This window comes from Lachnospira hominis (ex Hitch et al. 2025) (assembly GCF_040096395.1).
GTDB classification, from domain to species: domain Bacteria; phylum Bacillota; class Clostridia; order Lachnospirales; family Lachnospiraceae; genus Lachnospira; species Lachnospira hominis.
In genome coordinates this window covers 1-1,247 of record NZ_JBBMES010000058.1, presented here as the reverse complement: position 1 = coordinate 1,247, position 1,247 = coordinate 1, and the positions used below count along the sequence as shown (strand labels likewise).

1 protein-coding gene is annotated in these 1,247 nt (G+C 40.4%); it reads left to right on the top strand.

Annotated features, from left to right (window positions below; genetic code table 11):
• Positions 1-1,209: type IV secretory system conjugative DNA transfer family protein (locus WMO38_RS15025; RefSeq protein ID WP_349163215.1), on the top strand; the 1,209-nt coding region annotated here is incomplete at its 5' end.
• Positions 1,210-1,247: the final 38 nt, after the last annotated feature.

Below are 1,247 nucleotides of genomic sequence, written 5' to 3'. Positions count from 1 at the left end.
GCATTTCTTGAGAATAAGCAGGTTTTACGATTACTCTCAAAAGATGAGCTTAATCTGTCCGATATCGGTATTGGAGTAAATGGGGATGGTGAGACAAAGACAGCACTGTTTTGTGTAATCCCGGATAGTGATAAATCCTATAACTTCATTATCGGTATGTTATACACGCAGATATTTCAGGAATTGTACTATCAGGCGGACTTTAACTGTGGAGGCAGATTGCCTATCCATGTGACATTTATGTTAGATGAATTTGCGAATGTCGCATTGCCCGATGACTTCTGTTCCCTGTTATCGACAATGCGAAGCCGTGAGATTTCAAGTATTATCATTATTCAGAACTTTGCCCAGTTAAAAGCACTTTTTAAAGATACCTGGGAGACAATTCCCGGCAACTGCGATACTTTCATATATCTTGGTGGAAATGAGCAGAGTACACATAAGTATGTGTCTGAGTTGCTTGGAAAAGGTACGATTGATAAGAAGTCAAGTGGAGAGACAAAGGGCAGACAGGGAAGCTCATCAAGGAATTATGATGTGTTAGGAAGAGAATTGTTTACACCCGATGAAGTCAGAAAGCTGGATAACAAAAAGTGTATTATCTTTATCCGTGGTTTTGATCCTATCATGGATAATAAGTTTATACCATTCAATCATCCGATGTTTAACCAGACGGCAGATGGTAAGGGAAAACCATATGTTCATCAGATAAGAGGAACGGATAATCTTATCGGTCCGCCATTTGAGATTCTTTCAGACAAGGCAGTTAAGTATTATGAAAAGCTGAAGGATAAGGGCGAGAATGTGTATATAGATTCTCTTACCTATGAGCAGTTTATGATGCTTGGTGATGCGGAATTAAGCAGAAGATTCTCCATGCAGGATGAAGCAAAGCAGAAAGCAAAGATTGACAGGGAGCAGGCGAATGAGCTTGAGTATGTCGATGAATCGCAGAAGTCTGATGCTGCAGAAAGTGCCAACACTTCTAATGGAAGTGCTGGTGCTAAGCCTGTAAGGAATCCTGAGAGGGAAAAACCTAAGTGGGAAGATACCATTACAAACAGAATGCTGCACTGGTCATATACGCCGGAGCAGAAAGAAGAGGTGAAGAAGGCACTTGCGGCAGGAGTTCCAAAGTCAACGATTCTGACGTATTTCTATCCGGAGGTTACTGTGGAGAAGATGAGTTCATATCGAAAGAAGCAGTAATGTTTTTAGATATATTACAGAGTATATGATATAATTTG